The organism is Nostoc sp. CmiVER01, assembly GCF_034531135.2.
GTDB lineage: Bacteria > Cyanobacteriota > Cyanobacteriia > Cyanobacteriales > Nostocaceae > Nostoc.
In genome coordinates this window covers 377854-404568 of record NZ_JAVRBU020000005.1, presented here as the reverse complement: position 1 = coordinate 404568, position 26715 = coordinate 377854, and the positions used below count along the sequence as shown (strand labels likewise).

Genomic DNA, 26715 nt, shown 5'->3' with positions numbered 1-26715 from the left:
ATAGAAAAAGGAGATGTCTGTCAAAAAGCGGCTGAAGATTTTAGATTTAATTCGGGAGCTTTGGTAAAAACTCAATTTTTCTCAGAAATAGTTTACTGCTAGATTAAAAGTTTCATTCAAAACAGTTAATAGTTGAGAAAATGGGCATACAGTGCCTTCACTGATAGCGCTAAAACGAATAAAAGATAATGTTACGGCAGATGGGTAAACCCGGCAAAAGGCTGCTAAACCAGAATTTTCCAGAAGCAGAGTAGGGTTATGGCTCATAAAGTGAGGGCATCGAAACCTAAAAACATTTTTACTGGCGATAGAGAGCAACTGCTGCAATATACTGTTGCTTTGCTATCCGTTGCCTTAGCACTGGGGGCAACTCTGCTGCTCAAAGCATATCTCACCCCAACGCCTGCGGCACTGTTTTTTGCTGCGGTGATGGTGAGTGCCTGGTATGGAGGCTTGGGGCCAGGGTTACTTACCACTGTTTTGTCTACTTTGGCAGTCAACTACTTGTTTTTCCAGCCAGTTTATTCGCTAAACATTATAAATATCAACTTTTTAGTCCCGTTGGTTGTGTTCATGCTGACAGCAGGGTTAATCAGCTTGCTCAACGAATCACGCCGCACAGCCCAACAAAAAGCTGAGGCAAGTTTGAAGTCTCTACGCGAAAGCGAGGCAAGGTTTGGTCGCTTAACAGAGTCCAATATTATCGGGGTAATTGTAGCTGATCTCAACGGCTTAATCATTGAAGCCAATGATGCTTTTCTGCAAATGCTCAATTATACACAGGAGGATCTGCGCTCTGGTAGAATTCGCTGGGGCGAGATTACTCCACCCGAATACATTGAAGTGAGTGAGCAAGCAATTGAAGAACTGAGAATTACTGGGAGTTGTCAGCCCTTTGAGCAAGAATACATCCGTAAAGATGGCTCTCAAGTTCCCGTCTTAATTGGCTTTGTCAAGCAGGGAGATAGGACAATTATTGGTTTTGTTCTTGACTTAAGCGAACGGCAAGCTGCGCTACGCGAACGCAAACAAGCTGAAGTTGCCCAAAGCATCCTGCAAATGCTCTTAGAACACGTTCCAGAGGGAATTACGATCGCTGGCGGCCCCCCTGATTTCCGAATCATCGCCAACAGCAAACTCGCGCAAGAGCTTCTGGGCAGACCTGGTGAATCCCTCGTTGGCATGACTTCTGGCGATTACGTTCAGTCCATTGATCTGTTTTTGACTGATGGTGTAACGCGCCTCACCCTAGAACAACTACCTTTATACCGGGCTACGCGCAACGCTGAAACAATCCGCGATGAAGAGTGCATCATTGAACGTCCTGATGGAACCCGGATTACAGCCAGCGCGAATGTTGTACCAGTTCGGGATTCCCAAGGTCAGATTATCGGTGCAATTAACTGTTGGCGCGATATCACCAAGCGCAAGCAGATAGAGGAGGCACTGCGGCAACGAGAAACAGAACTTCGCTTGATTACAGATACATTGCCAGTTTTGATTACCTTTGTAGATTCAGAACAACGCTACCGCTTCAATAACCGAGCATATCAAGAATGGTTTGGGCATTCAACGGCAGAAGTTTATGGAAAGCATCTTTGGGAAGTTTTAGGTGAATCCGCTTATGAAGTGCTTCGTCCTTATGTAGAAAAAGTACTGGCAGGAGAGCAGGTCACTTTTGAAAGTCAAGTTCCTTATCAAGATGGTGGTACACGTTATATTAATGCTATTTACGTTCCCCAGTTTAATAAACAGGGAACCGTTGAAGGGTATGCGGCATTGGTTACTGACATCAGCGAACAGCAAGCTGCGCTACGCGAACGCAATCTGGCACAAGAAACGCTACGTGACAGCGAGGAGCGCTACCGAATTTTAACAGAAGTGTCGCCCCAGGCTATTTGGATGGGTGATAGCCATAGTGGTATTAATTATTGCAATCAATACTGGTTTGATTACAGTGGATTGACAATGGAGCAGACGGCTGGGTATGGCTGGATTGATATCATTCACCCTAATGACCGCGATCGCGTTTTTAAAACTTCGATGCAGGCTGTTACTAACGGTACAAACTACGAAGCAGAAATTCGCTTCCGTCGAGTTTCTGATGGTAGCTATCGTTGGCATCTTGTGCGGGGTTTGCCATTTCGAGATGCAGCTGGACAGATTATCAAGTGGGTGGGCATCGCTAGCGACATTCACGATCGCAAAGTTGCCGAAGCCGCCCTGCAACAACTCAACGAAATGCTAGAGCAAAGGATTCAAGAGCGCACAGCCCAACTCGAAGCCGCTAACAAAGAACTCGAATCATTCTCCTATTCAGTTTCTCACGACTTGCGATCGCCGCTTCGCCACATCGCCGGATTTATCGAATTGCTTCAGAAGCGGCATAGCTCAACAAATATATTAGATGAAACAAGTCAGCGTTATTTAAGAATAATTGCAGAAACGAGCAAACAGGCAGGAATACTAATAGATGAGTTGCTCACATTTTCTCGCATGGGGCGCACCGAAATGCGCTACATCAACATCAATATGGAGCAATTAGTGGAAGAAATAAAACGCGATTTGCAAACCCAAACCCCAGGACGCACAATCAATTGGTACATAGAGTCACTGCCAGAAGTGCAAGCTGATCCTTCTATGCTACGGCTCGTCCTTCGCAACCTCATAGATAATGCCGTAAAATATTCCCAGACTCGAAACCCAACAGAAATTACTGTTGGCAGTACTGAAAATGAAAACGAAGTTGTCTTTTTTGTACAAGATAACGGCGTAGGTTTTAATATGCAATATGTTCACAAGCTATTCGGAGTATTTCAACGCCTGCATAGCGACCCAAAATTTGAAGGCACTGGTGTTGGATTGGCAAACGTACAACGCATTATTCATCGGCATAATGGTCGAGTCTGGGCAGAGTCTGTAGTTGACAATGGAGCCACCTTCTATTTTTCGCTACCTAAGTTGTCAAAGAAGGAGGGCGAATGAAAGAACTTAAGCGAATTCTGCTGATTGAAGACAGTGCCAACGATGCAGAATTAATCTTGGCCGCCTTATCGGAAAATCATCTCGCCAACGAAGTAGTAGTACTGCGTGATGGAGAGGAAGCACTAGATTATCTTTATCGCCGGGGGCTATTTAGGTTGCGGATGGAAGGGCATCCAGTTGTGGTGCTGCTCGATTTAAAACTACCCAAAATCGATGGATTAGAAGTGCTGACAGAACTAAAATCTGATCCAATAATGCGAGTGATTCCAGTGGTAGTGCTAACTTCTTCGCGTGAGGAGCCAGACTTAGTTCGATGCTACGAGTTAGGCGTTAATGCTTATGTCGTCAAACCTCTCGATTACCATGAGTTTGCCGATGCTATCAAAGGTGTGGGACTGTTTTGGGCAGTGATTAATCAGCCCCCTGTTGGCGCTCTACCTCCAGCACCTCATCGTCAACAGGAGAAGAAATAATGAATCTACTCCGTTTCCTGCTTTTAGAAGACAGTTTGTTAGATACAGAGCTTGTCCTAGCGATGTTAACCGAAAGCGGAATTAATTGCGAATTAATACGAGTTGAAACTGGCGCTGATTTCTTGGCTGCTTTGAAAGCAGAAACTTTTGATCTAATTCTTGCCGATTATGCCTTGCCATCTTTTGATGGAATTTCGGCTTTAGAAATTGCCCGAAATTACTGTCCACAGGTTCCTTTTATCTTTGTTTCTGCTGCACTGGGTGAAGAATTAGCGATCGAAGCTTTGAAGAATGGTGCAACCGATTATGTATTAAAGCAAGGATTAGGGCGGTTAGTTCCCTCAGTGCAACGGGCATTGCGGGAAGCTAAGGAGCGTCGGGAGCGCCAGCAAGCGGAAGAGTCGCTACAGAAGAGTGAAGCCAAATATCGCCGAATTGTTGATACCTCTTATGAGGGAATCTGGATGATTGACTCTCAATCACGAACAGAGTTTGTGAATCAACGGCTCTGTGAGATGTTGGGCTATCCGGCAGAAGAAATGCTTGGTCGTTCTATGTTTTATTTTATCGATCGCGTTGATGGAGTAGCAGCCGAAGAGAAACTGGAGTGGCACAAGCAAGAAGGGAGCGATCTTAAAGAAGCTCGATTGCGCTGCAAGGATGGTTCCTACATTTGGACGCTGATTTCTGCGAGAGCGATTTTGAATGAACAAAATGAGTTCTTGGGCGCGATCGCTATGTTAACTGATATCACCGATCGCAAGCGCACCGAATCAGAACGCGATCGCCTTTTGCAACTTGAGCAAAGAGCCAGAGCAGAAGCAGAAGCTGCTAACCGAATCAAAGATGAGTTTCTAGCGGTACTTTCTCATGAATTGCGATCGCCACTGAATCCGATTATCGGCTGGGCAAAACTATTGCAGAGCCGTAAATTTGATGAGATATCGCTCCAAAAAGCCCTTCAAACTATTGAACGCAATGCTAAATTACAAGCTCAACTAATTGAAGATTTACTAGATGTTTCTCGCATCCTCCAAGGCAAACTCAACCTCAGAATGATGCCAGTCAATCTGGCATTTATCATTGAATCTGCAATGGAAACAGTGCATTTGGCAGCAGAGGCAAAAACCATTCAGATTGAGACGGCGCTCGATCCGCAGGGGAAAGTTTTGGGTGATTCAGCCCGTTTACAGCAAGTCTTCTGGAATTTGTTATCGAATGCCGTCAAGTTTACAGGGACTGGAGGAAAAGTAAATGTGCGATTAGAGTGCATCGACGCTCAAGTGCAGATTACTGTCAGCGATACAGGCAAAGGTATTGATCCTGATTTTCTCCCTCATGTGTTTGACTATTTCCGTCAAGGTGACGGTACAACAACTAGAAAGTTTGGTGGGCTAGGGTTAGGTTTAGCGATCGCTCGTCACTTGGTGGAAATGCACGGTGGAACGATTTGCGCCGAAAGTCTTGGCGAAGAGCAGGGATCTATATTCACAGTTAGATTACCACGGCTCAAGGAAGCTGCAACAATCAAGGATGACACGAATCCTAATTCCTCAACAGCCGTTTCTGCCTTCTCTTCTCTGATGGGCTTACAAGTTTTGATTGTTGATGACAATGCTGATACCCGCGACTTTTTCAGTTTTGTGCTGGAACAATTTGGAGCGATCGTCACCACAGCAGCATCAGGAGATGAAGCATTACAAGCACTAACACAGTCAAAGCCAGATATCTTACTCAGCGATATTGGGATGCCAGAGATGAACGGCTATATGCTGATAAAACAGGTGCGGACTCTAGAAGCAGAAATAGGTGAAAAACAGATTCCAGCGATCGCTCTAACTGCTTATGCAGGCGAAATCAATCAGCAGCAAGCACTAAAAGCAGGTTTTCAACACTACATCGTTAAACCTGTAGCACCAGAGGAATTGCTTACGGCGATTTCTAATCTAGTACGCGACGGCAAAAATAGAGCAACCATTTAAAATCCCTAAAGAGCTTATTCCATAATACTTTTGACTTTTGAATGGGTGACTTCCGCCTTGCGGTACTAGTCCAATCTACTTAGGTGTTTGCAATCAACCTGAGTAATTAGATGAACCTCATTAATGTTAAAATTTTTAAATTATTCTTTATAGCTAAATACAAACGTTTCAATTACGTGGAATAGCTTCGCTTCGGGCACAACCATGTTATGTCTCTACCACTATCCACGGCAGTTCAGAGGATGTTTGAAAAATAACTTATCGAAGATTTTATAGATAATTTCTATGAAGTAAATTTAAGGAACTGTCAAGTAGTTACGTGTTTGTACCCTATCATAACCTTGAATATCGTCTTAAAATCAACCTAAATTTACTTCCGTAAGGAGTCAGATATGAAAGCTTATGACATGTCTCTCATAAAGACAAATGGACTCACGACTTTCTTGGTATTTTTCTCAATTATATTTATTTTCACATTAACCCTAATTTTTTCATTCTTTGAAAACATTGCAGGATTTTCAAATCAAGAAAGAATAGAATATATTAATCAAGCATTAATAGTTATTGCCATAATCATTGTAGGATTAGCATTAATTATTAATGCTTACTATACTTCCAGACTCTCTTTTGGTGAAAATCAAAGTGTGTTAACCAAACTCCTTTATAGGGCACTAGCTTGGGACAACAACATCGTAACTGACATTAAGAACACCCAAGAAACTTTAGAAGAAATTGTTCCAGAACGTTTTTCTAAAGCAATTGAACAGCTGGGAAATGAAAAAATTGAAACACGGTTTGCCGCAATTTATGCTTTAGAGCGAATTGCTAGGGATTCTCACAAAGATCATTGGACAATTATGGAAATTCTCGCTGCATTTATCCGCGAGAATGCCCCAGTAAATCAGAAATATGAGGATGAGTTACAGCACTCATCAAAACTTCCTACAGATATTCAAACAGCCTTGACTGTCATTGGACGACGCGATTCACATAAAGATCCGGTAAATCAGAAACTAGATTTACGCAATACAGACCTCAGTAATGCAGACTTAACCGAAGCAAACCTCTCTAGGGCAATCCTCGTAGGATCTAACTTGCAATGGGTCAATTTTACCCGAGCAAATCTCTCAGAAGCAGACTTATCAATAACCTATCTTTGTGGATCAATCTTCTATGAAGCCAACCTGCAAAAAGCAGTCTTCCCAGAAGCCAATCTCCAAGGCGTAGTCCTTAGAAAAGCCAACCTCTCAAAGGCAACCCTTTACGATGCCAACTTGGAAGGGGCAATCCTTTGTGATGCCAAATTACAAGGAGCAATTCTTTGTGGTGCCAACTTAGAAGGAGCAATCCTTTGTGATGCCAACTTGGAAGGAGTAAATTTTGAGGATAGCAACCTTCAAGATGCCAATCTGATTGGTAGTAACTTGCAAAACGCAAAACTTGCTGGAGCCAACTTAGAAGCTGTGTTACTCAGTACAGCTAACCTGCAAAATGCTAACTTCCAAGAAGCTAACCTCTCTAGAGCAAACTTGAGCGGATGTGAAAACCTTGAATTACAACAGATTGAACAGGCACTTGGCGATCGCACCACAATTCTACCAGAAAACTTTAAAATACCCAAAAGCTGGAGGTAACAAAAAGCTAAAGTTTCAGTCAATTAAGCCTCTTGTTACAACCCGCTTACGCGGGTTTTTTTGTATAGACGCGGTTTTTACCAAACCTTTTAACTGTGGGAATCATTATGTTATTGGTAGCAAAGGGATTGTCAAATTTAAAAGACAATTCCGAAAAATAGCTTTCAGCAGCTAAATATATCATTCAAGGTTATGTAAATCTTAAATTTAAAGATATTATTTATAAATTAGAATTAATTTGTTTGTATTTTCTGACAAAAATCTAATTTAGACTGAATTTATCTCTAATTGTTGGCGCTGTTACAACCCGCGACTTTGAAAACATTTACTATACCTGAGTACTTCAAAAAAAACAAAAGTATTTCATCAAAACATAAGTCTATTAATACTGTAGAGTAACTTGTTGTTATCCCAGCCAAATCGCAGTAAGTTGGTAAATTATCAACAATTACCATTTTTAATGAATTCGGAATCGAAAGATTAACACTGAAGAAGGCAGAACGCAGAAGGTTATTTTCACTTATAAAATTCAAACCCTTTCTGAAAAGGATTCACCAAATTTTCAATTTGGTGGGGGTTTTAAACCCAAGTTCGTAAGGTTACACAGATGGTTTGGGCAATTCCTTAGAAGGGACAAACTCCTTTTGCCTTCTGCCTTTATTGATAACTATTTAGTTTTTTCTGCGCCACTAGTTAAGAGGTAATCTATGGTGCGAAACTCAAAGCTAGGGTACAGAATGTTCCCTAAGTCTATTCTGCGTCTATCTGTTGGTATAGGTATAATTGCATTTTTATCAATTGGCACAATAAGTTTTTATATACTAAAAAACTGGCAAAATTATGCAAATTCGGAAGCACAAGTGCCAGCAACACAATTGCCACAGTTAAAAACAGTAACAGCTTTAGGGTGGATTGAACCACAGGGAAAGGTAATTAAACTTTCTGCTGCGGTGTCTACCGAAGGAAGTCGAGTAGAAAAGTTGTTAGTGAAGGAGGGGGATAGGGTAAAAGCAGGACAGGTGATTGCGATTTTGAACAGCCGCGATCGCTTGCAAGCAGAATTAGAACAGGCACAAGAACAAGTAAAAGTAGCCCAGGCAAACCTAAACCGCACCCAAGCAGGTGCTAAACCCGGTGAAATTGCCGCCCAAAAAGCTGCGATCGCTCGCACAGAAGCAGAACGCCAAGGTGATATTAATGCCCAAGCAGCGACAATTGAGCGATTCCAAGCCGAAGTGCGTAACGCCCAAACAGAAGACGAACGGTATCAGCAGCTATATCAACAGGGCGCAATTTCCGCTTCCCAACGAGATAACAAGCGTTTAAACTTGGAAACCGCTCAAAAAAGCTTGCAAGAAGCACAAGCACAGTTAAATCGGACTCAATCAACTAGCCAGCAAAAGATTAAAGAAGCCACAGCAACACTCAATGAAATCGCCGAAGTGCCAGGAGTGGATATAAAAGCTGCCCAAGCAGAAGTCAATCGTGCTATAGCAGCCATGAATCTGGCAAAAATCAATTTAAAACAGGCCGAAGTGCGATCGCCTCAAGATGGACAGGTATTTGAGATCCATACCCATCCTGGCGAATTAATATCAAATGATGGCATTGCTGAGATCGGGCAAACCAGCCAGATGTATGTGATAGCCGAAGTCTACGAAAGTGATATCGACAAAGTGCGTTCAGGGCAGCAAGTGCGAGTATTTGGCGATTCCCTCTCCATTGAATTGCAGGGAATCGTAGATCGCAAAGGCTTACAAGTGCGACGGCAAAATGTCATTAACACAGATCCTGCTAACAATATCGATAACAGAGTAGTCGAAGTCCATATTCGACTAGATGAAGCCTCCAGCCAAAAAGCCGCCACCTTAACCAATATGCAAGTTAAGGCAGTAATTGAATTATGAATTGGGAATTGGGCATTAGTTTAAGTTATTCTCCATCTCCCCCAGCCTCCCCAGCCTCCCCTGCTCCCCCTGCCTCCCCTGCCCTCCACTTCTTATAATGGGATTGATTAAACAACTGCGACGGCGAACCCCTCTTGGATGGCTGCAACTGAATCATGAAAAAAGCCGTCTTTTAGTAGCATTGTCAGGGATTGCCTTTGCGGATCTTCTCATGTTCATGCAACTGGGCTTTCAGACTGCACTGTATGACAGTAACACTAGACTGCATCGCAGTTTACAAGCAGACATTGTTTTAACCAGCCCCCAAGCCCGTAACTTGCCAAGCTTGTCTACATTTTCTCGGCGGCGACTTTACCAAGCAATGGATATACCAGGGGTGAAGTCAGCAGAAGCAATGTATTTCAACAACACAATCTGGAAAAATCCCCAAACACACCGTGAGACGGGGGTGTTAGTTATTGGGTTTAATCCAGATAAGCCAGCATTTAACTTACCCGATGTTAACCAGCAATTGCAGACAATCAAACTGCCAGGTGCTGTCTTGTTTGATCGTGGTGCTAGAGGAGATTATCAAAAAGCGATCGCTCAAATTGACCAAGGTAAAACCTTAACCACCGAAATAGAACGGCACACAATTACTATTAGTGGCTTATTTCAAGTCGGCGCTTCCTTTGGTTCTGACGGCAATTTGATTACCAGCGATCAAAACTTTTTGCGGCTATTTTCTGGGCGACAGTCTAGCAGTGTCAGTTTAGGTTTGATAAAGGTAAAACCAGGTTATAACCCGAAAAAGGTAGCAGCAATATTAAAAGCCTATTTAAAAGATGACGTCAAAGTCTTAACCCACGCTGAATTTATTGAATTTGAGAACAACTTCTGGAGAACAAATTCCCCTATTGGCTTTATCTTCAGCCTTGGTGTATCGATGGGCTTTGTGGTGGGCGTGATTATCGTCTATCAAGTCCTTTCTACCGATGTTAATGCCCACGTTCGGGAATATGCCACCTTTAAAGCAATGGGATATCGCAATTACTATTTGCTAGGTGTGGTACTTGAAGAATCCTTGATATTGGCAGCACTGGGCTTCTTCCCCGGATTAGGAGTGTCCTTGGCACTTTACCAACTGACTCGCAGTGCCACAAATTTGCCCATGTACATGACTGCAATTCGAGCATTGCAGGTATTAGTGCTGACTATCATTATGTGTACAATTTCCGGTGCGATCGCAACCCGCAAACTCCAAGCCGCCGATCCTGCTGATATGTTTTAAATTTGTCATTTGTCATTGGTCATTGGTCATTTGCAAAGGACAAAGGACAAATGACTAATGACAATCATCATGAGTAATCGAGCTATTTATGACTAGTCAACCCCTCATCTCTATTAAAAATCTCGACCACCATTTTGGTCAAGGCTCACTCCGTAAGCAAGTTTTATCTAACATCAACTTAGAGATTAACGCTGGTGAAATTATTATTATGACTGGGCCCTCTGGTTCTGGAAAGACTACCTTGCTGACCTTAGTAGGTGGATTACGTTCTACCCAATCTGGTAACTTGCGGGTATTAGGACGAGAACTTTGTGGTGCTAGTACTGAACAGCTAGTGCAGGCGCGACGCCGTAACGGTTATATTTTCCAATCACATAACTTGCATAGTAGTTTAACAGCACTTCAAAACGTCAAAATAGCTTTGGAATTGCATAAACATCTTGGTTTAAAAAAGATGCTAGCGAGGTCAGCCCAAATGTTAGAACAGGTAGGGTTAAGAAATCATTTGCATTACTATCCTGATCAACTGTCTGGAGGACAAAAACAACGAGTAGCGATCGCTCGTGCCTTAGTTAGTCATCCTCAAATAATCCTAGCCGATGAACCCACAGCCTCCCTTGACAGTCAATCGGGACGAGATGTAGTCAATCTCATGCAAAAACTGGCAAAAGAACAAGGCTGTACCATCTTGATGGTTACTCATGACAACCGTATCTTAGATATTGCCGATCGCATCGTTCACATGGAAGATGGCAAACTCAAGCCAAAAGTAAAACTATCAGCTTAAATTTGATAAGCCTTTATTACTCTAGCTTCTCAACTCAGAATCAGAAAATTTTAAGTAAAATCACTGTTATCTTACACTCGACACCCTAGTAGCGTTTCCTAATTACATTAGGTACATCAGAGCAAGATGCTCGCTTGCTCTACGGGTTGGGGGGAGGGGTTTTGTACCTATTCAACTGAGAACTGCTATATCAACATTAGTAATATCTGTTACTACTATATAAACAAATATTAAGATTAGATAAATTGAAAATCCTAGAAATAACTTATACCACTCATCAATAAAATCTATGATAAAGGGTGCATGTTGCCTACCCTCCTTGTGCAAATTAAATGCTCAACAGCTTACCAAAGCTAGCTTTGCCTAAATTTTTTGGGGTTATTTCTGACGCTTTATCCTTGCTCTTGCTTCACCTAATTTCGTAATTTAACTACACCAACTTTACCCTAACAGTGTAGTATGAGTGTCCAGTTGGATAAGTGTCCAGTTGATTCCAAGAATTTATTCAAGTATTATTATCTAATCGTAAAAGGTTAACAGGTTTCATTTGTTGCTTAACAAATTATACCTATAGCAAGTCACGAGAGCGTCTTTGATATAAATCTAGTTAAATTTTAAGATTATTGCCAATCTAATACACCTTGGTTATTAAAGTTAATACCAATTCCCTAAATTACAGTTACAAATCATTCTCCCTTGTCTCTTACCCCCTGCCTTTGTCTTAATCCCTAAGTCGCTGACGGATTTCCCAATCCAATACTTATGGTTTTCAACAACATCTACTTCAAACACAAAACACTAATAGAAATAAGCTAGTCTATTTTGCAACACAAGCAAGGGATTTTTGTAGCTATATGATTATTGAGAATAGCGCTAGTAGTTTAAACAAGAAGTTGCTCGGTTTTAATGTCAAAGCAATAAATGTGTTAAAGGGAATATTTGCTGTTCTCCCTCTCACCTTGGCATTGCCTGTAGATGCTTTACAAGTAAAAGTGACTCCAACTAATCCTAAATTAGGGGATACAATCTCGGTGGAGATTAATCGAGATAATGCCGATAGTAGTACAAATCCAACAGTAGCTAGTGGTAAGAATATATACCCAGCCTTTGAAATTGCCCCCAATCAGTATCGGGCTTTTGTTCCCACAACTCCACTAGAAAAAGCTGGAACTAGAACACTTCGGGTTACAGGAGATGGTCAAGTACAAAACTTGGCAGTGAATGTGCTTAATCGCAAGTTCCCCGTACAACGTATTACTTTGCCACCTGGCAAAGCCGGAGTGGATGCCACAGAGTATGAACTTAAGCGTGTGGCAGCTTTCAAGGCACTACAAACACCAGAAAAGTATTGGAATGGAGTATTTCTGAAGCCAAATGCAGGGCGGATGAGTACAAACTATGGTGTACGTCGCTACTATAATGGTACATTTGCAAAAGACTACTATCATCGTGGTCTTGACTACGCTGGTGCTGCCGGATCACCGGTAATTGCCCCAGCCTCTGGGCGAGTTGCTTTGGTAGGTAGGGTATCCCAAGGATTTCGGATACACGGTAACGTAGTTGGCATTGACCATGGTCAAGGAGTAACCAGTATTTTCATGCACCTGAGTCGTATTAACGTTAAAGAAGGTGATTTTGTCAAAGCTGGTCAACTAATTGGTGCAGTAGGTTCAACAGGTGCTGCTACGGGGCCACATTTGCACTGGGGTCTGTATGTCAACGGACAATCTGTTGATCCAACACCTTGGCGAACTAAGGTCGTTAATTAGTAGAGGCGGAATTGATCGCGTCTGTGCATAATTTGTGTTTTTTTTGCTGAGAATTAGGCAAAAGAAATTGGGTTAATACCGTCCCTACCTTGCTTGGCTAACTAAATGATGATAAGCATTATGAGCATCGAAAGAATTGTAGAACAAGCTCTCCAGGATGGTTATTTGACACCAGCAATGGAAGCAGAAGTCGGTAGAATATGTGACAACGCCTCGGAACTCTCAATTGAAGAGTATATGGCGCTAGATCGGCTGATGGGAGCGCTATTGACTGGTGAGGTAGTGGCGGTACCTCGCAAACAATTCATTAACGTTATGGAAGAATTGGTACTGACGGAAGCGATCGCCCGAGTCGCAGAAATCGAAGCTACCAGCGAAAGTTCTCTAGATGTTGGCGATATTGCTGCTTACGCTCTCAATAGGCTACCACCTTTATATGCTACTACAGAAGAAGGTGCTAACTTCCAGCGCCAAACGGCTCAGGCAGAACTGCAAGACTTGATTTCTCAGCAAATAAATGAGGCAATTGACCGTTACCTCGATCGACCCAATTTCTTCCCAGAACGGCAAGCTTTGGGTAAAAGCAGTGGAAATGAGGTTGTACGCCAAGTTAGTGCTTTACTCCAAACTTATGCACCTAACTTTGAGCAAAATGATAAGCCAAACGACCAGCCAGATGACAAACCAAAAGACAACAACTTTTAATTAATTGGGACTTACGCACTGTACAAATTAACCATAATATGGGCTACGGTTTTTGGTCGTTTTAGGCGCTTCGCATAATCCCGATTTATTTCCATATTTGCGTAGGCGTAGCCCCTCGTAGACATTGCTGGGTGCTAAACACGGCTGAAATACCCAAATTCCCTATAGTACTTATGTACGTGCGTAAGTCCTATTAATCACGCACTAATACTGTTGTCCCTAAACTAACTTGCTCATATAACAATCGAACATCAGAATTACGCATTCTTAAGCAGCCGTGGGATACAGCCGTTCCCACTAGGTCAATATCCGGCGTGCCATGAAAGCCAATTTCATTCCGTCCATCTGACCAAAACCCAATCCATCTGTCTCCCAAGGGGCTATCCGTACCAGCCTTAAATACTTTGCCTGTAATCGGGTGACGCCAAATTGGATAGTGTCGCATGTGAATCACCTGAAAAGAACCTGTGGGCGTTTCCCAACCTTTCTTACCTACAGCGATTGGGTAGCTGGCTATCACCTCATCTCCTGCGTATACATAAGTCCGGCGATCGCTTAAATCAACTACTACTTGCGTCTTAGTATCTGCCAGCCTATTAGATGGTACTTGTTGGGCTGAAGCCTGAGACCATATACTTTTTGGCCAACTATCTGTAACTGAATTTTGTCTTTCTGTTTGTGCCACCAGCCGCGTCTTAGCTGGTAGTTCTGTTTCTTTCGCTACATCTTTTTTAATGATTTGGGGCTGAGTTTGGGGGACAATTGCGCCTACATTAGTTGCTTTGGCTAAATTCTTCTTAATTATTTTCGACTTAGTTGCTTTGGCTACATTCTTTTTTTTAATTACTTTCACCTTAGTTTGAGGCTTAATAGCAGAGGACTTTGGTGTAAATACCCTCTGGGCAGTTGTACCTTGGGTAGCTTCATCAATTGGCACAGATGCACCCAGTGCAATTTCCCCTAAACTAACTTGGGAAAGATTTTTGTAGACTCCTTCTGGGCGGCCTCCCTTAGGATTGGTTAGGGTAGAATCTCGCCGCATCGCTATAGATACAGACTTATTAGACTGCCGTTCTGCCGTAGTAATGCGCCAATGGACAGCTAAAGATAAAAATGCTGTGCCAAAACAGAGCAACATTACCATCCGCCCTACAGATTCATTTCTTACCATTGCTATCGCCTATTATTTATCCCTGACATATCCAGCCGAGTAATTCGATGAGTTCATCATCCGATCATCAAAAATTTATCAATACTTATCATTTCTGTTATAAATCTGCCAACATCTCTGGGCAAACTAAGACTATGCAAATTGTTCCAGCAGCAAAACTCTAAGTGACCAACCTCATTCCTCCAAAGTTCTGGGGGTTGTAAGCCAATACTTAGACTTTCTGGTGCAACTTTTAAAATGTAGTAATCAATTCTTAGTGGTGTCGGTGGGAGAAAAATCATGTTTGAAAAACTATTCTTAGCAGTCACAATTACATTTTCCCTCAATTTCCTTTTTCAAGTTCGTGTACCAGAGCAATATAATGGTGCTATCTACGGATCACAACCAGAACAATCAGCAGCTATTCTGGTAACAAAGTGAAAAAATAAATCACTATTATAGTCACCACAGCAACCACCTCCAGAAATTAATACCTCAACTTTAAAGGTATTAAGAAGTTAGAATTACAAAAGTTTTATCTTCATTCTTATAACCAGATTTAATTATTTTTATCAAGCGTATATACCCAGTTGCAAAAAGTACCAAAATGTGCATGTGACCGCGCTTTTATTAGTTAATGGAGCTTGGGTCAATACAGCTCAGTTAAGCTTTTTCTCTCCCCTTGCAACGCCAGCCTCCCCTGCTCAAGAACAGCCTACCTTAACAGATAAATTTGCTTAACCTAAGCGTATTGGGTCTTGGCTAACTATGCCAGCAGTATAAGGAAAAAGTGGCCCTCTTTATTGCTATAAATGTATCCAAAATTGTTGACCTCAGTGTTCCAGTCATAAATCCGTCACCTTAGCATGGAACTTCTGTCCCATTAGCAGGTCTAATAGATAGGGATGATTTAGAGCCAGTACGATCTATGAGTCAGTCGATCTCTGTATCCTGGTCAACGGTTGATGCAAAGTATCCAGAAGCATCAGTGCAAGTTGACAAACTCCCTAACCACGATTTAATTTTGCGCTGTCAAGCAGGACTGCGACCAGATCGTGTTGCGTTTGCAGAACTATTACGCCGCTATCAAAGTCAAGTTGATAGAGTTTTATATCACCTGGCTCCAGATTGGGCTGACAGAGCCGATTTAGCCCAAGAAGTTTGGATTCGAGTGTATCGGAATATTAACCGATTACAAGAACCCGCCAAATTTCGGGGCTGGTTAAGCCGCATTGCCACCAACTTGTTTTACGACGAGTTGCGGAAACGCAAGCGGGTTATGAGTCCTTTGTCACTGGATGCTCCACGTTCGTTAGAGGACGGCGAGATGGATTGGGAAATCGCTGGTGATACTCCCGGCCCTGAAGAAGAACTGACAACCAGAGAATTTTACGAGCAACTACGAGAAGCGATCGCGGATTTACCAGAGGTGTTTCGTACTACCATTGTCCTGAGAGAAATCGAAGGCATGGCTTATGAAGAAATTGCCGAAATCACTGGAGTTTCTTTAGGAACTGTCAAGTCAAGAATCGCCAGAGCTAGATCGAGGCTGCAAACTCACTTGCAGAATTATCTAGACTCCTAATTTACAGTATCTTGCCTCTGCCCAATGGCAGAATTTAAGGATTGATTAAGAATTGCACCAAAGACGTAGATCGCTTCTGCCCTGAGAAGGAAAATTGGCTAATTTCTCCAAATCTCCCACCCAGTTTACCCGTGCATGAATTGGTAATAATGTTAAGATGACTACTGATTCTCAGTTTTACGACCGTTCTCCTTTACAACTTCCTCAAGATTTGTCAGATGGAATGGCCAAGCATACCAATGAATCAACGGGTCTTATGGATATGGTGAAGCGCGATCGCTTCGAGTTATTGAGTGCTTATCTCGATGGTGAAGTCACAGCCACTGAACGCAAGCAAGTAGAAGAATGGCTAGCAAATGATGCCTCTGTTCAATGCTTGTATGCTCGACTTTTGAAGCTGCGTCAAGGCTTGCGGACTCTCCCAGTGCCCACAGCCCAACAGTCACCAGAAGTAGCAGTTGAGCAAGTATTGACACGTTTGCGCCGTCGTTCCCGTTTAAACTGGATGGCGGGAGGTGCAGCCGTTGCGGCTTGTGTAATCGGTGCAGTATCTGGTTTAATACCTATTGGTTCGAGAGTGCCGCAACTGGCACAACGGCCACAAATAGAACCTATACAAACATCTTCAGCCTCAATAATTCCACCTTCCCCTTTGATGGTGGGGCTAAATAACCCGGTAATTGAAATTCCTAAAGCAGCAGTAGCTTCTCCAGAAAATCCAATTTATCCGGTACAGCCGCAACGGCACGACTCCAAACAAGACATAAACTAATCGCAAAATTAATAGTTCACAGATTATAACTGTACTTTGCGTTTAAACCACAGCCACTCCAGCAGCCGTCAGGTTGGAGAATGTATCTTAATTGGGTAAACTTGGTCTAAAGTCATTAAATCAACCCAAGCCCAACCCAAAGAGAGCTACTGTGGCTCATAAACCTTGATAATTTGTCGATTATAGAGATTTTCTGGTGGTTGTCTATTCGGCTGGCAATCTTCCAGCACTCTAGTTCATTTAAAGTCCTTGGGTTGGAAAAATTGAGTAAATATCCGTGAACTTGGCTATCTCCTGGCGTCATCGCTGGGTAGGCCATTGGCAAAGCAAATAATTTGCCTTGTACAAAAGGTCTTTTAAAATTAACTACTTTGCCAGCACAGTATCTGTAGAAGTATAAAAAAATTGTACATTTTTAAGTGCTAGCTTAACTTGATGCTGGGCGAGTGTCAGCTTATTTAACTGACACAAGTTTAGCCTTGTGTTCTAGCTCTATTCAAAGAGTTATCAAAGATATGCAAAACGCTAATCTACAAAAAGCGACATTTGGAGCAGGCTGTTTCTGGGGAGTTGAAGCAGCATTTCGTCAAATAAAAGGAGTAACTTGTACAGCAGTTGGTTACAGTGGCGGACACTTTGAAAATCCAACCTACGAAGATGTCTGTAGAGGCAAAACTGGACACGCTGAGGCAGTGCAAGTGGAATACAATCCGGCAATAGTATCTTATGATCAACTGCTAAATGTGTTTTGGAATAAGCACAATCCCACAGCATCAAACCACCAGGAGCTAGATGTTGGTTATCAATATCGGTCAGTGATATTTTTCCACACTCCAGAGCAGGAATTATTAGCAAGAGCCTCCAAAAAGCAGCTTGAAAATAGTTCTCGTTATCACAAAAATCCAATTGTGACGGAGATTGTAGCTGCATCACAATTCTATAGAGCAGAAGAGTATCATCAGCAATATCTGGAGAAGCATGGACGAGCATCTTACAGGATAGGCTAATCTTTCACCGGATTGAAGGGGATTTAAAAGCCGAATGCTACAAATCTCCTTACTTGCTATACATATCGGGGAAGTTTTCTTGAAGTTTAGCCAGCTTCGGCAAGTCATTCACTACCACATAGCGATCGCTCGGATGATGCACTATATAATTCTGATGGTATGCCGCAGCCTGATAAAAAGCTTTCAAAGGATCTAATTCTGTCACAATCGGCTTGTCGAAGATTCGTGATTTGTTGAGTTGAGCGATATATTTTTGTGCAGCCTGTTTTTGCTCATCGTTAGCAAAAAAGATCGCTGAACGATATTGCCTACCTGAGTCTGGGCCTTGTCGATTTAACTCTGTTGGGTCATGCGCTACCAAAAAGTAGACTTTTAAAAGCTGATTATATGATATTTTTGATGGATCGTAGGTGATTTTCACTGATTCAGCGTGATTGGTTAATCCAGCACTAACAATTGCATAGTCTGCGGTTCTTGCATCACCCCCAGAAAAGCCAGAAACGACATCAGAAACACCTAATAGATGCTCAAAAACTGCTTCCATTCCCCAGTAGCACCCACCAGCGAAAACCGCTACTTGCTTTCCCTGCGGTGCAACAGTCGAAATATCAGTGGCGGGAGCAGAAAGCATCACACGAGATGCACCGTATAAGAGTACAAAAGTCAGCGAAATGATGGACAAGTTGCGTAATAACTGACGGGAGAGAGTAAAGTTATAAGTTGACATGAGGTTGTGAACTCCTTTATTTAATAGACAAAGAACCGAGTTTATTCAGCTATTTTGTCATTAGATAGCAATCTTCAAAACCAACTCGGCGATTAAAACTTTGGACAGAAGTATTTTTCTGCTTATAGATATTCATGAATGGTAGGCTGACGTTGGCATAATATTAAGCCGAACCAACCTTGAGAATCTGACCAGATTTGTAATGGCTGAAGTGCATGATTCTCTAAAACAGAAACTAAAGTTGGTAGATGAAACTTGCGGGATATTTCGGTACGAATTGTTTCTTTAGACTGGAGAGAAACCTGATAATCCAAAGTTTTTAGGACTGCGGTTTGATTTTTGAGACTTCGTAGATGCATTTCAATTTGGTGAGCTACTGGGTTGTAGAAAGCCCAATGTTCAAATTGTTTGACTTCAAAATTACCTTGAAAGCGTCGATTGAGATGATGCAAAATATTTAAATTAAAAGTTGCTGTTATAGATTGGGAATCATTATAAGCTGCCTCGATAATTTCTATTGGCTTTTGCAAATCCACCCCAAATAAAAAGAATTCTCCAGGTTTCAATGCTCTTTGAATTTGCATGAGAAAGTCGCTGCATTCTTGCTCATTTAAATTTCCTAGCGTACTTCCCAAAAAAATTAACATTCGATTCTCAAATTCAGCAGGTGGAAGTTGTGCTAGTGCTTGTTCGTAAGTTCCTGCCAAACCGCAAAGTTTTAATTTCGGATACTGATGAAGTAAATCCAAGGCAGTGATTTGAAGAATTCCGGCACTAACATCAATGGGAAAATATTGCAGTTCTTGTTGAAATTGACTATACGCATCTAACAATAGGCGAGTTTTGCGAGAACTACCACTACCTAGTTCTATCAAGGTACATAAACCTGTCATTTGGGCGATTTTTAGGGCAGATGTTTCTAAAATTGCTTGCTCGGTGCGAGTTGGATAGTATTCTGGCAGTTCACAAATTTGCTCAAATAGTTCTGATCCTTGGTCATCGTATAAGTAACGGCATGGTAAGGTTTTAGGTTGATTGCTTAGTCCTTGAATAATATCTGTACCTTCCTGAATTGATAGCTGAGACGAATGTAAATTAATCCAGCGAAAGCGAGAATCTTCTTTTTGTTGAATCCTCAATTTATTGCTCTCCTTGAGTTATTTTTGCATTGAGATATAACGATTCCCATTCAAATGCAGTACGACGTTAAATTGCAAGGTGTAGAGGTAATTCATGAATTGCCCCTACGAGTGTGCCTCACTCAATGAAAATCGCTATATAGAAAAGCTTGAGATACAGACTTATAGCCCGATCTCCTGTTATGAAAGCAGTGATTTAGGCGGATTTATGCTATAGCGATCGCCTTTTTATCATGCTCAATTTTTGGTTCCTGATGTTGTGCTTCATATTCACCAAATTGCTGAATAAGTTGAGCAACTAATCCTGTCCATCCAGTTTGATGACTAGCGCCAATTCCGGCTCCGTTATCACCATGAAAATACTCATGGAATAAAATAAAATTTTGCCAGTGCGGGTCATTTTGAAACTTCTGTATCCCACCATAAACAGGTCGTTGACCAGAGGAATTTTGCAAGAAAATTCTAGTTAACCTTTGAGACAATTCACATGAAACTTCCCAAAGTGTCATCATCTTACCGGAACCTGTGGGACATTCCACCTTGAAATCATCGCCCAGGTAATAATAGAATTTTTGCAGAGATTCAATTAATAAGAAATTCACCGGGAACCAAATAGGGCCGCGCCAGTTAGAATTACCACCAAATAAACCACTGCTAGATTCAGCAGGTTCATAATCTACACGAAATTGTGAGCCATTGACATCAAAAGTATAGGGATGTTCAGCATGAAATCTGGAAACTGCGCGAATACCATAAGGACTAAAAAACTCACTTTCATCGAGCATTTTTTGTAGAATACTTCTTAATTTATCCCGTGAAACAATTGCTAATAATCTTCTAGCACCAATTCCTTTTGTTTCCATACAAGCTACATTTTGCCGCAAGTCAGGACGATTTTGGATAAACCATTCCAGCCGTTTCTTAAAGCCAGGAAGCATCTTTAACGTTTCTGGTTCAATGCTTTCAATCGCAAATAGGGGGATTAATCCCACCATTGACCGGACTTTTAAGGTAATCTGCCGTTCATGTAAATGTAGAACATCGTAGTAAAATCCATCTGGTTCATTCCATAAACTGGCTTCCATTGCGCCAATTTTATTCATAGCATCGGCTATGTAGAGAAAATGCTCAAAAAATTTGGTGGCAATGTCTTCATAAACAGGATTAGTCTTGGCTAATTCTAGAGCGATCGCTAACATATTTAAACAGTACATTCCCATCCAACTAGTACCATCAGATTGGTCAATATGTCCACCTGTAGGCAGGGCTGCACTACGGTCAAATACGCCAATATTATCTAATCCTAAAAACCCTCCTTGAAAGACGTTATTACCCTCAGCATCCTTACGATTTACCCACCAGGTAAAATTGAGCATCAGCTTTTGAAAAACCCGTTCTAAAAACTGTCTGTCTGTTCGCCCGTAAATCTTTTGCTCAATCTTATAAATGCGCCAAGTTGCCCAAGCATGAACAGGGGGATTAACATCACCAAATGCCCACTCATAAGCAGGGATTTGCCCATTAGGATGCATGTACCATTCCCGTGTGAGAACATCCAATTGGTATTTAGCAAAATCTGGGTCAATCATTGCCAAAGGAATAGTATGGAATGCTAAATCCCAAGCCGCAAACCAGGGATATTCCCACTTATCAGGCATAGAGAGAATATCTTCATTGTAGAGATGGAACCATTCTTGATTTCTACCATTTTGCCGTTCTGCTGGGGGTGTTGGTGTGTTGCGATCGCCTTTCAACCAATTCTCTACAATATAGTGATAAAATTGCTTACTCCACAGCATCCCAGCAAATGCTTGTCGTTGCACATTTCGCATATCTTCACTTAGAGGATATGGAGTAATACGTTGATAAAATTCCTCAGCTTCTTGTTGTCGCTGACTAAAAATTGCTTCAAAATCATTACCAAATGCTTCAACTAAATTTGGTGCATTACTAAGCCGCAATTTTATAATTTTAGTTTCACCTGCTCCAACTGTTAAGACATAATTAGCAGATGCTTTTGTCCCACTTTTCTCGGGATTAACTGCTGATTTTTGACCATTTACGATGTAGTCATTAATGCCATCTTTCACATAATCGGAGGTATTGGGAGAATCAAATAATCGCTGATAATTTGTCTCGTTGTCTGTAAAGAGAACCTCTGTTGCTTCCTGACAATATAACCACCTATTTCCTAAACTTGGGTGAGACGCTTCAATGATATTGAAGCTACGATCTGATTTAATCTCTTTTAAAGTCGGTTTATCTGCATCTCCATTCCAACACCAAGTATTGCGAAACCAAATGGTAGGTAACAGGTGTAATGTCTTAGCTTCTGTACCTTGGTTGACTACTTTAATTTGGATGAGAATATCTTCAGCAGAATGCTTAGCATACTCCACAAAAACATCAAAATAGCGATTATCATCAAATACGCCTGTATCTAGTAGTTCAAATTCTGGCTCTTGACGATTTCGGCGTTGATTTTCTGCAACTAATTGGGAGTAGGGAAAAGCGGTTTGAGGATATTTATACAGCGCTTTCATATAGGAATGTGTGGGGGTGCTGTCTAAATAAAAGTAATATTCCTTAACATCTTCACCGTGATTACCTTCACTACCAGTTAGACCAAAAATTCTTTCTTTGAGAATAGAATCTTCACCATTCCAAAGAGCGATCGCAAAACAAAGCCGTTGATGATTATCAGAAATACCAAAAATCCCATCTTCACCCCAACGGTAAGCGCGAGAACGAGCCTGATCGTGGGTGAAATAGTCCCAGGCTGTACCGTTGGGGCTGTAGTCTTCGCGTACCGTTCCCCATTGGCGATCGCTTAAATATGGCCCCCATTTGCGCCAATGGGCTATCTGATTTTGGGCTTCTGCTAATCTGATTTCTTCTTGGGTTGGAGTTGTCATCATCTCACCCTCTGCATATCTGCACTTTATTTTAATTAATTTGCTATATTGAGTGTCACGTTTTTATCAAAGATGGAGCTGATATTTTGATTAAAGTTTGCTAGGTGAATTGATAAATAAAAATCTAGGATAAACTCAGGAAAAATTTATATTAATTTTTATTATCAAAATCAATGATCGTTTCGATATCATCTGTTCGTCGGTGTTCAAGATGATGTCAGTAAAGCATTGATATGTCGCCGCACGAGATATTTTTGTTGATCTGCGGAGAATTGCTCAGGACAAATAACAACACTAGTGCCAATGCCATCCACTAGGGCGATGAGTGCATTGGCTTCGAGGGTTAAATCAAGATCGGCTCGAATTAGCAAGGCTTTTTGTAAGTCAGCTAATTCTTGACAAATAATCTGCCGTAAAAAGTCATAGCGTTTTCGGTGTTCCTGAACAAGGCGATCGCGCCCGATAGAATAGCCCAAAAATGCCACCCAAACCTTCCAATCAGCTTTGTCAATGTCCTCCAGAGGTAGAGCCACAAAAATCATCTGTGCTAGTCTGTCAATTCCTTGTTGCCCCTCGGCACAGGTTTTCATTTCCTCTAGGACGTTTTCAAACACCTGTTCCAGAGCAAATAGGGTGAGTTCTTCTTTATCTCGGAAGTAATGGGTAACAACCCCGGTTGAAGAGCCAAGTTCTTGCGCGATCGCCCGCATACTGGCACGATCCAATCCTTCACGGACAATCACCTGCCATGCTGCTTTAGTGACTTCAATACGGCGATCGTCATAACTCATAGCTCTCCTCGGTTTACAGCAACATGAAACAAGTATCTTGACATTTTATCACAACAGTTGTTATGGTTTAAAACTACATAACAACTGTTGTGATATTTACTCCAGAGGCTAACCTGTTTTACACATGGAGTTTGCGATGATTCGACCGACCATACCCGATGACACAACCGCACTGATTGCCTTAGCAGACGCAAGCGGACTGTTCCAACCGAACCAACTTGAGGAGCTTGGCGAAATGCTATCTGAGTACTTCAATTGTAGCAGCGACAGTAATCGCTTTTGGATTACCGACGACGACAACGGGGCGGTGGGGGTTGCTTACTGTGAGATGGAACGGATGACTGATGAGACATGGAATCTACAGTTGATTGCGATCCGACCCGACCGCCAAGGACAAGGACGTGGTGCGACCCTGCTACGCTACGTTGAGCAAACATTGATGGCACGCGGCGGGCGTGTGCTGCTAGTCGAAACGTCGGGTACGCCGGACTTCGAGCGCACGCGAGCTTTCTACCGCAAGTGCGGTTATGAGGAGGAAGCACGGATACGCGACTTCTATCAAGCGGGCGCTGACAAAATTGTTTACCGCAAGGCCCTGTCTGCTTAGGAGCAGTAAGCTTCTGAAAGTTCCAAAGTACTTCACGGGAAAGTCCTAAGTTGACTGAGATAACTTGCACAATTTTATATCTTCTTTAATAAAATTTTGTACCGATATTAAGCCTGATAGATAATATGCTTAATATTACTTGATTATCAGAGAAATTTATTAAATATCCAACACCAATTTTGCCGTTCCAGGTTGAGAAATACAAATCAACACCGAACCCTTATCAGTTGTTGCAGTTGGTTCTTCTTGGTAAGCAACTACACCTTCGCGGATTTTACACATACAAGTACCGCAAACACCTACACGACAACTAAAAGGTGGATTAATATCATTGGCTTCGGCAAATTCTAGGATCGTGCCATCACTAGGTTGCCATGTCAAAGTTTTGCCAGATTTAGCAAAGACAATCTCTGCAAATGTCTCATCTCCAGTTGCCGTTTGAGTTTGTTTCTCAGATACACTTTTCATCGGTTTACCAAAAGATTCAAAGAATACTCTACTATCAGGTACTCCCAATTCCTTCAACCCTTGCATAATGGACTGCATAAAAGATGGAGAACCACACAAAAAATACTCAGCTTCTTGTCTTACTAACTCTTGAATCAAAGCAGCATCAACATAACCAACACTATGGTATTTACCTCTATCTTCAGGTGTAGGACGACTATAGCGAAAATGCACATTCAGATTATGATTTTGTCGAGAAATTTCCCTCACTTCATCTCGAAAAGCATGGAATTTACCATCTCTAGCACCATGTACAAACCAAATAGGACGAGTAGGATTAAGAAGACTACAAGCTTTAGCCATACTAATCATTGGCGTAATTCCCACACCATTGCTAATCAACACTGCGGGGATAGATTTCTGCACATCTAAAATAAATTTACCGTTTGGTGGTTTCGCTAAAATTACTGAACCTTCTTGAATGCGATCGTGCATAAAATTAGATGCTATACCGGGCATAACATCTAATCCGTTCAGTGCAGGTTCCCGCTTAATTGAGAGACGATAGTATTCACAGTTTTCAGGATAATCTGAAAGCGAGTAAGTACGAATTACAGGCTTATCCTGTCCAGGTATATCAAGTTTGATAGTTAAAAATTGACCCGGTTGAAAGTTGGGAATTTCCCCTTTATCTTCAGGTTGTAAATAGAAAGAGGTAATTTCTTCGCTCTCCTTCACCTTACGAACAACAACAAAATTTCGCCAATCTTGCCAAATATAACTATCTGATGCTGTGAGGTCTGGAGTAGATTTGTTTCCACTTGCTTTGCTTGTATAAACTAAGCCAAATACTGCACCACTAGCTACTCCAAACAGTGAGGAATAGACACCAAATTGATAGGCAGATTTAGCTTTGGCATTGGTTACTCCAATTACAACAGCAGCAGATAAGGTAATTACTGAAGCAACTGTAGCTGCTGCGGCTATACTTCTGACTAATGGATTCTTAATTCTTCCCAGACTTTCTAGCATCGCTGTTTCCTGTCTAATATTTTTAGTAATGTTGGGCTATACCTGCAAAGATTCAGCAGGTGGAGAAATAATTTCAAGATCATACTTAGGAGCCACAGCTAAAACTTTTTCAAAGTAAGAAGAACCTTGTCCTGGTTGCTGTAATACTCCTTGGAGATTAACTGTCATGGTGATTTCCTCGTTATCATTTACTGCATTGATTAGGGATTAGGTAACTTGTCGCTTAACAACCATCTTTTATCTACTTCTGGGTGACGATAGCCACAGCGAAAGATACAGCGTTTGTTGTTGTGGTGATGGAGTTTAGCGCATCTTACAGCCCTTTTTCCTTTCAGCCTGATATAAAGTTCGGCTGCCAATAGCATCCCTAAAAGTGGTGCGGTGAAATAAACCCAAATGGCTGTCCAATTGTGAGATGGAATTGCTGATGCTAGGGTACGGGCTGGGTTCATGCTCGTACCTGACAATGGTGCTTCTACTGTGATATAAGTTGCAATCATTACTCCTGCAAATATGCCTGTAAATGGTGCTAGTTTGGGGGTATTGGATGCGAACAAAATCATCAGCATTACTCCAAAAGAAATCACCAGTTCAGCCAAAAATGCCACACCTGCATCACCCGCACCAGGAATTGTGACAATATAATTTATAGATGGATTGGTAACTGCATCTCTAAATATCACCACAGCAAACAGCAATCCTAGTAATCCACCTATAAAGTGAGCCAGAATGTAAAAAATAACATCCCACGGTTGAATTTTGCCGAGACGAAAGAAGGTGAAGGTGACAACCGGATTGAGATGTGCGCCTGATTGTTTACCCCAAGGAGAATAAATAATACAAATAGCGATTAATCCCATCGCCACACCAATGATAAACCGTCGTAAAAGTGGATCGGAAATTGCTTGTGGAATTGGTGAAGCTGGATGTTGTAACAAGGTAGTCACCACCACCGCAGAAATCAGAAATATCCCTAGTCCCGCAGCTTCCATCAAGTATTCTGGATAATGTTTCCGTAGCGTCTGCATCAT

At 41.8% G+C, this 26715-nt stretch carries 22 protein-coding genes; 14 read left to right on the top strand and 8 right to left on the bottom strand.

Annotation, left to right across the window (positions count from 1 at the left end; genetic code table 11):
• The first annotated feature begins 258 nt into the window (after positions 1 to 258).
• The 9 genes from RMZ43_RS10685 to RMZ43_RS10645 all read left to right on the top strand — a co-directional run bounded on the left by RMZ43_RS10685 (position 259) and on the right by RMZ43_RS10645 (position 13512).
• Positions 259 to 2985, top strand: coding sequence for a PAS domain S-box protein (locus RMZ43_RS10685; RefSeq protein ID WP_322654034.1), 2727 nt, complete (start codon positions 259 to 261; stop codon positions 2983 to 2985).
• On the top strand, positions 2982 to 3458 hold the full coding sequence (locus RMZ43_RS10680) for a response regulator (RefSeq protein WP_322649593.1): 477 nt from the start codon (positions 2982 to 2984) through the stop codon (positions 3456 to 3458). Before RMZ43_RS10685 ends, RMZ43_RS10680 begins: the two co-directional genes overlap by 4 nt.
• The gene (locus tag RMZ43_RS10675) at positions 3458 to 5440 is read left to right on the top strand and encodes a hybrid sensor histidine kinase/response regulator (protein WP_322654035.1); all 1983 of its coding nucleotides are present in this window, start codon (positions 3458 to 3460) and stop codon (positions 5438 to 5440) included. Before RMZ43_RS10680 ends, RMZ43_RS10675 begins: the two co-directional genes overlap by 1 nt.
• 392 nt (positions 5441 to 5832) lie before the next feature.
• Complete coding sequence (locus RMZ43_RS10670; protein ID WP_428850716.1) at positions 5833 to 7074, top strand: pentapeptide repeat-containing protein; 1242 nt, start codon at positions 5833 to 5835, stop codon at positions 7072 to 7074.
• A 707-nt stretch (positions 7075 to 7781) separates the two neighbouring features.
• Entirely contained in the window at positions 7782 to 8981 is a 1200-nt protein-coding gene (locus tag RMZ43_RS10665) for an ABC exporter membrane fusion protein (protein WP_416212445.1), read from the top strand.
• 97 nt (positions 8982 to 9078) lie between these two features.
• Complete coding sequence (gene devC, locus RMZ43_RS10660; RefSeq protein WP_322649596.1) at positions 9079 to 10251, top strand: ABC transporter permease DevC; 1173 nt, start codon at positions 9079 to 9081, stop codon at positions 10249 to 10251.
• Between the two features lie 88 nt (positions 10252 to 10339).
• A complete protein-coding gene (locus tag RMZ43_RS10655) occupies positions 10340 to 11038 on the top strand; it encodes a DevA family ABC transporter ATP-binding protein (RefSeq protein WP_322649597.1) in 699 nt (232 codons plus the stop codon).
• An 854-nt stretch (positions 11039 to 11892) separates the two neighbouring features.
• On the top strand, positions 11893 to 12807 hold the full coding sequence (locus RMZ43_RS10650; RefSeq protein WP_322654037.1) for a M23 family metallopeptidase: 915 nt from the start codon (positions 11893 to 11895) through the stop codon (positions 12805 to 12807).
• A gap of 120 nt (positions 12808 to 12927) precedes the next feature.
• Positions 12928 to 13512 (top strand): late competence development ComFB family protein, encoded by a 585-nt coding sequence (locus RMZ43_RS10645; RefSeq protein WP_322654038.1) that lies wholly within the window; start codon positions 12928 to 12930, stop codon positions 13510 to 13512.
• Positions 13513 to 13705: 193 nt separating this feature from the next.
• On the opposite strand, the gene RMZ43_RS10640 is transcribed toward RMZ43_RS10645, so the two are convergent.
• Positions 13706 to 14683, bottom strand: a complete 978-nt coding sequence (locus RMZ43_RS10640) for a L,D-transpeptidase (RefSeq protein ID WP_416212446.1) — start codon at positions 14681 to 14683, stop codon at positions 13706 to 13708.
• 279 nt (positions 14684 to 14962) lie between these two features.
• On the opposite strand from RMZ43_RS10640, the gene RMZ43_RS10635 reads away from it, so the two are divergent.
• The 4 genes from RMZ43_RS10635 to msrA (RMZ43_RS10620) all read left to right on the top strand — a co-directional run bounded on the left by RMZ43_RS10635 (position 14963) and on the right by msrA (RMZ43_RS10620) (position 18026).
• The gene (locus tag RMZ43_RS10635) at positions 14963 to 15103 is read left to right on the top strand and encodes a hypothetical protein (protein WP_322649600.1); all 141 of its coding nucleotides are present in this window, start codon (positions 14963 to 14965) and stop codon (positions 15101 to 15103) included.
• A gap of 487 nt (positions 15104 to 15590) precedes the next feature.
• Positions 15591 to 16247: a sigma-70 family RNA polymerase sigma factor gene (locus RMZ43_RS10630; RefSeq protein WP_322649601.1), complete on the top strand. Its 657-nt coding sequence runs from the start codon at positions 15591 to 15593 to the stop codon at positions 16245 to 16247.
• A 157-nt stretch (positions 16248 to 16404) separates the two neighbouring features.
• The gene (locus RMZ43_RS10625) at positions 16405 to 17019 is read left to right on the top strand and encodes an anti-sigma factor family protein (protein ID WP_322654039.1); all 615 of its coding nucleotides are present in this window, start codon (positions 16405 to 16407) and stop codon (positions 17017 to 17019) included.
• A 515-nt stretch (positions 17020 to 17534) separates the two neighbouring features.
• Complete coding sequence (gene msrA, locus RMZ43_RS10620; RefSeq protein WP_322654040.1) at positions 17535 to 18026, top strand: peptide-methionine (S)-S-oxide reductase MsrA; 492 nt, start codon at positions 17535 to 17537, stop codon at positions 18024 to 18026.
• Positions 18027 to 18075: 49 nt separating this feature from the next.
• Here the strand turns inward: msrA (RMZ43_RS10620) and msrA (RMZ43_RS10615) are convergent, their stop codons facing one another.
• The 4 genes from msrA (RMZ43_RS10615) to RMZ43_RS10600 all read right to left on the bottom strand — a co-directional run bounded on the left by msrA (RMZ43_RS10615) (position 18076) and on the right by RMZ43_RS10600 (position 23598).
• Positions 18076 to 18753 (bottom strand): peptide-methionine (S)-S-oxide reductase MsrA, encoded by a 678-nt coding sequence (gene msrA / locus RMZ43_RS10615; RefSeq protein ID WP_322654041.1) that lies wholly within the window; start codon positions 18751 to 18753, stop codon positions 18076 to 18078.
• 122 nt (positions 18754 to 18875) lie between these two features.
• Complete coding sequence (gene egtD, locus RMZ43_RS10610; RefSeq protein WP_322654042.1) at positions 18876 to 19892, bottom strand: L-histidine N(alpha)-methyltransferase; 1017 nt, start codon at positions 19890 to 19892, stop codon at positions 18876 to 18878.
• Positions 19893 to 20098: 206 nt separating this feature from the next.
• Entirely contained in the window at positions 20099 to 22807 is a 2709-nt protein-coding gene (locus RMZ43_RS10605) for an MGH1-like glycoside hydrolase domain-containing protein (RefSeq protein ID WP_322654083.1), read from the bottom strand.
• A gap of 206 nt (positions 22808 to 23013) precedes the next feature.
• Positions 23014 to 23598: a TetR/AcrR family transcriptional regulator gene (locus RMZ43_RS10600; RefSeq protein ID WP_322649606.1), complete on the bottom strand. Its 585-nt coding sequence runs from the start codon at positions 23596 to 23598 to the stop codon at positions 23014 to 23016.
• Between the two features lie 136 nt (positions 23599 to 23734).
• Between RMZ43_RS10600 and RMZ43_RS10595 the strand changes: the two genes are divergently transcribed.
• A complete protein-coding gene (locus tag RMZ43_RS10595) occupies positions 23735 to 24205 on the top strand; it encodes a GNAT family N-acetyltransferase (RefSeq protein WP_322649607.1) in 471 nt (156 codons plus the stop codon).
• A gap of 159 nt (positions 24206 to 24364) precedes the next feature.
• Here RMZ43_RS10595 and RMZ43_RS10590 read toward each other — a convergent pair whose 3' ends face one another.
• From RMZ43_RS10590 to RMZ43_RS10580, 3 genes are read right to left on the bottom strand one after another with little or no spacing between them, the layout of a single operon-like run.
• On the bottom strand, positions 24365 to 25684 hold the full coding sequence (locus RMZ43_RS10590; RefSeq protein ID WP_322654043.1) for a 2Fe-2S iron-sulfur cluster-binding protein: 1320 nt from the start codon (positions 25682 to 25684) through the stop codon (positions 24365 to 24367).
• A gap of 36 nt (positions 25685 to 25720) precedes the next feature.
• Complete coding sequence (locus RMZ43_RS10585) at positions 25721 to 25852, bottom strand: hypothetical protein (RefSeq protein WP_322654044.1); 132 nt, start codon at positions 25850 to 25852, stop codon at positions 25721 to 25723.
• Positions 25853 to 25884: 32 nt separating this feature from the next.
• Positions 25885 to 26715 (bottom strand): MIP/aquaporin family protein, encoded by an 831-nt coding sequence (locus RMZ43_RS10580; RefSeq protein ID WP_322654045.1) that lies wholly within the window; start codon positions 26713 to 26715, stop codon positions 25885 to 25887.

Bases quoted from the DNA above. Each gene is read 5' to 3' on its own strand.
- RMZ43_RS10585 (WP_322654044.1), bottom strand. From the start codon at position 25,852: ATGACAGTTAATCTCCAAGGAGTATTACAGCAACCAGGACAAGGTTCT.
- RMZ43_RS10675 (WP_322654035.1), top strand. From the start codon at position 3,458: ATGAATCTACTCCGTTTCCTGCTTTTAGAAGACAGTTTGTTAGATACA.
- RMZ43_RS10600 (WP_322649606.1), bottom strand. From the start codon at position 23,598: ATGAGTTATGACGATCGCCGTATTGAAGTCACTAAAGCAGCATGGCAG.
- RMZ43_RS10655 (WP_322649597.1), top strand. From the start codon at position 10,340: ATGACTAGTCAACCCCTCATCTCTATTAAAAATCTCGACCACCATTTT.
- RMZ43_RS10595 (WP_322649607.1), top strand. From the start codon at position 23,735: ATGATTCGACCGACCATACCCGATGACACAACCGCACTGATTGCCTTA.
- RMZ43_RS10580 (WP_322654045.1), bottom strand. From the start codon at position 26,715: ATGATGCAGACGCTACGGAAACATTATCCAGAATACTTGATGGAAGCT.
- msrA (WP_322654041.1), bottom strand. From the start codon at position 18,753: ATGTCAACTTATAACTTTACTCTCTCCCGTCAGTTATTACGCAACTTG.
- RMZ43_RS10625 (WP_322654039.1), top strand. From the start codon at position 16,405: ATGACTACTGATTCTCAGTTTTACGACCGTTCTCCTTTACAACTTCCT.
- RMZ43_RS10590 (WP_322654043.1), bottom strand. From the start codon at position 25,684: ATGCTAGAAAGTCTGGGAAGAATTAAGAATCCATTAGTCAGAAGTATA.
- RMZ43_RS10630 (WP_322649601.1), top strand. From the start codon at position 15,591: ATGAGTCAGTCGATCTCTGTATCCTGGTCAACGGTTGATGCAAAGTAT.
- msrA (WP_322654040.1), top strand. From the start codon at position 17,535: ATGCAAAACGCTAATCTACAAAAAGCGACATTTGGAGCAGGCTGTTTC.
- RMZ43_RS10680 (WP_322649593.1), top strand. From the start codon at position 2,982: ATGAAAGAACTTAAGCGAATTCTGCTGATTGAAGACAGTGCCAACGAT.
- RMZ43_RS10670 (WP_428850716.1), top strand. From the start codon at position 5,833: ATGAAAGCTTATGACATGTCTCTCATAAAGACAAATGGACTCACGACT.
- RMZ43_RS10685 (WP_322654034.1), top strand. From the start codon at position 259: ATGGCTCATAAAGTGAGGGCATCGAAACCTAAAAACATTTTTACTGGC.
- RMZ43_RS10640 (WP_416212446.1), bottom strand. From the start codon at position 14,683: ATGGTAAGAAATGAATCTGTAGGGCGGATGGTAATGTTGCTCTGTTTT.
- RMZ43_RS10635 (WP_322649600.1), top strand. From the start codon at position 14,963: ATGTTTGAAAAACTATTCTTAGCAGTCACAATTACATTTTCCCTCAAT.
- RMZ43_RS10605 (WP_322654083.1), bottom strand. From the start codon at position 22,807: ATGACAACTCCAACCCAAGAAGAAATCAGATTAGCAGAAGCCCAAAAT.
- RMZ43_RS10645 (WP_322654038.1), top strand. From the start codon at position 12,928: ATGAGCATCGAAAGAATTGTAGAACAAGCTCTCCAGGATGGTTATTTG.
- RMZ43_RS10665 (WP_416212445.1), top strand. From the start codon at position 7,782: ATGGTGCGAAACTCAAAGCTAGGGTACAGAATGTTCCCTAAGTCTATT.
- devC (WP_322649596.1), top strand. From the start codon at position 9,079: ATGGGATTGATTAAACAACTGCGACGGCGAACCCCTCTTGGATGGCTG.
- RMZ43_RS10650 (WP_322654037.1), top strand. From the start codon at position 11,893: ATGATTATTGAGAATAGCGCTAGTAGTTTAAACAAGAAGTTGCTCGGT.